We start from the raw sequence: 4,679 nt of genomic DNA on the forward strand, positions 1-4,679 counted from the left end.
GAGTGCTGGCTTTGACTGTGCCAAGGGATCCCCCTTGGCACAGTCAAAGCCAGCACTCACCAGCAGCAAATCCGGTTGGAAGGCTCGCAAGAAGGGCAAAACCTTCTCATCGAGAGCCTTTTTATAGGCCGACCAATCCGACCCAGCAGGCAGCGGCACATTGCAGAGGTTGCCGTGGATCCCGGTTTCCTGGGCCAAGCCCGTGCCGGGGTAGAGGGGAAACTGATGGATAGAGGCATAGGCCAGTTGGGGGTGGCGCTCCACCACCGCCTGCGTGCCGTTGCCGTGATGCACATCCCAATCAAAAATTGCCACCCGCCTTACCCCTGGCTGATCCAGGGCCCAGAGGGCGGCAATGGCGGCGTTACTGAAGAGACAAAACCCCATTGCCCGTTCCGGCTCCGCGTGATGCCCCGGCGGGCGACACAGCACCAAAGCCGGCTGAGCTGCGGCCAAAACCGAGGCCGAAGCAGCAATCCAGGCTCCCACCGCCAAGCGCGCCGCCTCGAAGCTTGCTGCGGAAACGGAAGTATCTGCGTCGATGCGTCCCCCGCCCCTCACGGCCAACTCGGCCACCTGTTGAATGTGCCAGCGCGGGTGAACCCGCTCCAGTTCCGCAAGATCCGCCAAGGGGGGATCCCGCCACTCCAGGCAGTCGGCAAAAGAAGCGCTGCGCAGCGCCTTGACAATGGCCTGCAGGCGAGCCGGGCGCTCGGGATGAAAGGGGCCCGTATCGTGGCGAAGAAAGGTCTCTGAATAGTAGACGGGCAACATACCAGGGCGAGGCAATGTTCTCGCAGTCTAGCCTAAGCCCGTGCTCCTCTACCCGTAAAAAGCTTCCGACATGGATCCCGCATAGGGGTCAACGCCAAAAGAAGCTTGTTGCAGCTTCTGCTTGACCACATCCCGCACTACCGAGCGGAGCAATTCCAGCTCAGAAGGGTTGAGCTGATCGTGGCTGGGACACTCATCGGGAGCCAGCCACATGTAAACAGCAGGAACGCGGTTTAGGATCTGCTGCATCATCGCTTCCCGCTCCTTGGCGTCATGAAACACCTGCTGATGGGGATGCTCGGTACAGAGGTAATTTTCCAGCTCTCCTAGGGCCAGATACTCAACGATATTAACCAACATCTTTTCCATCATGATCAACGTCCCTCCTAAAAATCCCTGTCACTCTTAAAACAGGTATTAAACAAAGCGTGTGTAAGATCTCTTCTGCGGCTAAGCCTTTCCATCTCTATTCACCTCGTTTGTCTTCCCGCTTGCCGCTAAAAGCAGCCAACAGGAACCATCAGAAACCGTGAAGATCGCTTCTCTGGCATCCGGCACCAACGAAAAATTATCGAGCTTCCGAGGAGAGCAGGGTACAGTATTTAACAAAGACTATAGAAGCTTAGCCACAGTGAGAAAGAAGATCTCACTCAACCACTCCTCGCCCACCACGCTAGCATACGACTATGTGAAAAATTATGGGAATATCAAGGAACTTACATATTTTTTGACAATTGGCTAACTTAGCGCGCCAAAGCCGGCTTGGAATACTGCTGAGACAAGTGCTGAGAGGCCAGACAGGTGACTGCTGGCCCCAGCTACGGGCTCCGCAAAGCCGTTGCAGCTTAGGGATCTGAACTCAGAAACAATGAGGCTAGCCCGCCAATGGTAAATCAACTCGCTGGGCCTGGATCCAGAAAGATTCTAGGTCGTAGTAGTCTCTTTCCTCCTGCATGAGCACATGGACAATGAGATCGGCATAGTCGATCAGTATCCAGGAGCCTGACTCTTGACCTTCGATGCGGCGCGGACTCTGTTGCCACTCCTCCCAAACCTTTTCCTCAATTGCTCGGGCAATGGCCCGTACTTGCGTAAGCGAGTAGCCACTGATCAAAAGGAAGTAATCCGCCAACGTGGAAATTTGGGATACATCCAGCAAGACAATGTCGCCGCCTTTTTTTTCTTCCGCTGCGCGAGCTGCGGTCAACGCCATGCGATAGATGGGATCCCTGGCACGGGCAGGCATGGGCTGTAGCAACTAGAACCCTCCTGAAACGACTGAGTTGCTTTGGGACATAACCTTCCCTACATCCTTTCTATCTAAAGGATGCAACAGAAAATGATTCCGAGTCATGAGGGTGCGCGGATGAACCACTTGATTCCGATCTAGCAAAAATTTTAGGCTCAAGTCACAGACTCCCACCACGGTTTTAGACAAATCTACAAAAGCCATCTGCCGCAACCGCTCCAATTCTGGGCTGCTGCCCCGATTCGGCTCCAGAGCATCGGCTACAAAAACCACACAGCTCAATGGATCCATGCCGGGGCGTCCCAGGGTGTGGTTGGCGATGGCCGCCAAGATCTCTGCATCCTGTACCTGAAATCGCTCCCGTGCCAGCAGGGATCCCACCTCGGCGTGGAGAATGTGGGGTTCGGCCCGCTCAATTTCGTCCAGCTCCCGTTCCTGAGCCACCCTTTGCAACAGTTGCTCCGGGGGGAAGGACTTGGCCAAGTCGTGCATCAGCCCTGCCCAAGCAGCTTTTTGCTCATCCAGCCCATAATGGATCGCCAGTTGCCGGGCCATCGCCTCTACCCCCAAAATGTGGCGAAGGCGAGGGGGAGGCACCTGCTCCTGGAGCCAGGCCAACACCTCTTCCCGTCGTAAGACTGGGCTAGTCATTTTGCAACTTCAGCACTGCCATAAACGCCTCTTGGGGCACCTCCACGGTTCCCACCGCCTTCATGCGCTTTTTCCCCTCCTTTTGCTTTTCCAAAAGTTTCCGCTTGCGGGTCACATCCCCCCCGTAGCACTTGGCCAGGACATTTTTGCGCAGGGCAGGAATGGTTTCGCGGGCTATCACCCGAGAGCCAATCGCTGCCTGAATGGGCACCTCAAATTGGTGGCGTGGGATCAGCTCGCGCAGCTTGGCTACTAGAGACCGGCCCACATAAAAAGCTTTGTCCCGATGCACGATTGTGGACAGAGAATCCACCACGTCCCCGTTGATTAGGATGTCCAAACGCACCAGATCGTCGGCGCGGTAACCCACCATTTGGTAATCCATACTGGCGTAGCCGCGGGTGCGAGATTTCAACTGGTCGAAGAAGTCGGTGACCACCTCCGCCAAAGGCAATTCGTACACCAACGTCGTGCGGCCCTGAGCCAGGTACCTCATATCCTTAAAGGTGCCGCGCTTGGTCTCGCACAGCTCCATCACCGTACCAACAAACTCCTCCGGCAGGATTACCTCCACCCGAACAATAGGCTCCTCGATGCTGACGCGCTCGTTAGGAGGAGGCAGCTTGCTGGGGTTATCTACGCGGATGACCGAGCCATCATTGAGGGTAACCTGGTATACCACTGTCGGAGCGGTAATCACCAAATCCAGGTTGTATTCCCGCTCCAGGCGCTCCTGCACCACCTCCATGTGCAACAGGCCCAGGAAACCACAGCGGAAGCCAAAGCCCATGGCAGGGGAAACTTCCGGCTCAAAGTAGAGGGCAGCATCGTTGAGCTTCAGTTTTTCCAGAGCTTCTTTGAGTTCGGCGTATTGATCGGAGTTGCTGGGGAAGAGGCCGCAGAAGACCATCGGCTTGGCTTCTTTGTAGCCCGGCAGAGGTTCAGAGGCCCTGCGATGGACAAGCGTGATAGTATCCCCAACACGGGCGTGCTCGACACTTTTGATGGCGGCGGCAATGTAGCCCACTTCCCCCGCATGGAGAGACTCAACCGGCTCTTGATGGGGGCGCATCACCCCTAGCTCGGTAATTTCGTACTCCCGACCGGAGGCCATGAAGCAGATCTTATCCCCCGTTTTCACCTCCCCATCCATGATGCGCACATAGACAATCACGCCGCGATAGGAGTCGTAGTAGCTATCGAAAATCAAAGCCCGCAAGGGATCCGCCACCGTATCCTGCGGCGGGGGCACCCGCTGCACAATAGCCTCTAAGATCTCTTGGATGCCGATGCCCATTTTGGCAGAAGCCAGGATCGCCCCGCTGCAATCGAGGCCGATCACCTGTTCAATTTCGGCGATGACCCGCTCCGGCTCCGCCCCCGGCAGGTCAATTTTGTTGATGACCGGGATGATTTCCAGGTTGTTCTCCAGGGCCAGATAGACGTTGGCCAGGGTCTGCGCTTCCACACCTTGAGAGGCATCCACCACCAGCAGCGCCCCTTCGCAGGCTGCTAGGGAGCGGGAGACTTCGTAGGTAAAGTCCACGTGCCCCGGCGTATCGATGAGGTTGAGGACATAGTCCTGGCCGTCTTGGGCGCGGTAGTTCATGCGGGCCGCCTGCAGCTTGATGGTGATGCCCCGCTCCCGCTCCAGTTCCATGCTGTCTAGAAGCTGCGGCTTCATCTCGCGGGCTGAAACGGTGCCGGTTTCTTGCAGGAGCCGGTCGGCCAGGGTGGATTTGCCGTGGTCGATGTGGGCGATGATGGAAAAGTTGCGAATGCGGGAGACGGGAACGTCGGTCATAAGAACCTGTCAGGGCAAAGATTTTTTACAATGCTAGCCTCTTTGGCTCTCTGCCCAGGTCAAGGTTGTCCAGAAGTTAACCGGCAAGGAGGAAGATAGAGTCGTTTCAAACCAGATTAAGACACTTTGCCGCCGACCCGCCTTCACCCCCGGCCCCTCTCCCAGAGGGAGAGGGGAGTTAGAGCGACAGCATTGCGTAGT

General features: G+C 56.5%; 5 protein-coding genes. All 5 read right to left on the reverse strand.

The window, feature by feature from the left end:
• Positions 1-774: histone deacetylase family protein (locus NW835_RS01300; RefSeq protein WP_414414314.1), on the reverse strand; the 774-nt coding region annotated here is incomplete at its 3' end.
• Between the two features lie 48 nt (positions 775-822).
• The gene (locus NW835_RS01305) at positions 823-1,146 is read right to left on the reverse strand and encodes a hypothetical protein (protein ID WP_414335041.1); all 324 of its coding nucleotides are present in this window, start codon (positions 1,144-1,146) and stop codon (positions 823-825) included.
• A 502-nt stretch (positions 1,147-1,648) separates the two neighbouring features.
• On the reverse strand, positions 1,649-2,032 hold the full coding sequence (gene rsfS / locus NW835_RS01310) for a ribosome silencing factor (RefSeq protein WP_414398654.1): 384 nt from the start codon (positions 2,030-2,032) through the stop codon (positions 1,649-1,651).
• Entirely contained in the window at positions 2,033-2,674 is a 642-nt protein-coding gene (gene yqeK, locus NW835_RS01315; RefSeq protein ID WP_414414315.1) for a bis(5'-nucleosyl)-tetraphosphatase (symmetrical) YqeK, read from the reverse strand.
• Positions 2,667-4,478: a translation elongation factor 4 gene (gene lepA / locus NW835_RS01320; protein ID WP_414365654.1), complete on the reverse strand. Its 1,812-nt coding sequence runs from the start codon at positions 4,476-4,478 to the stop codon at positions 2,667-2,669. The genes yqeK and lepA overlap by 8 nt, the downstream gene beginning before the upstream one ends.
• Positions 4,479-4,679: the final 201 nt, after the last annotated feature.

Source organism: Synechococcus sp. OH2 (assembly GCF_047462155.1).
Lineage (GTDB): Bacteria > Cyanobacteriota > Cyanobacteriia > Thermostichales > Thermostichaceae > Thermostichus.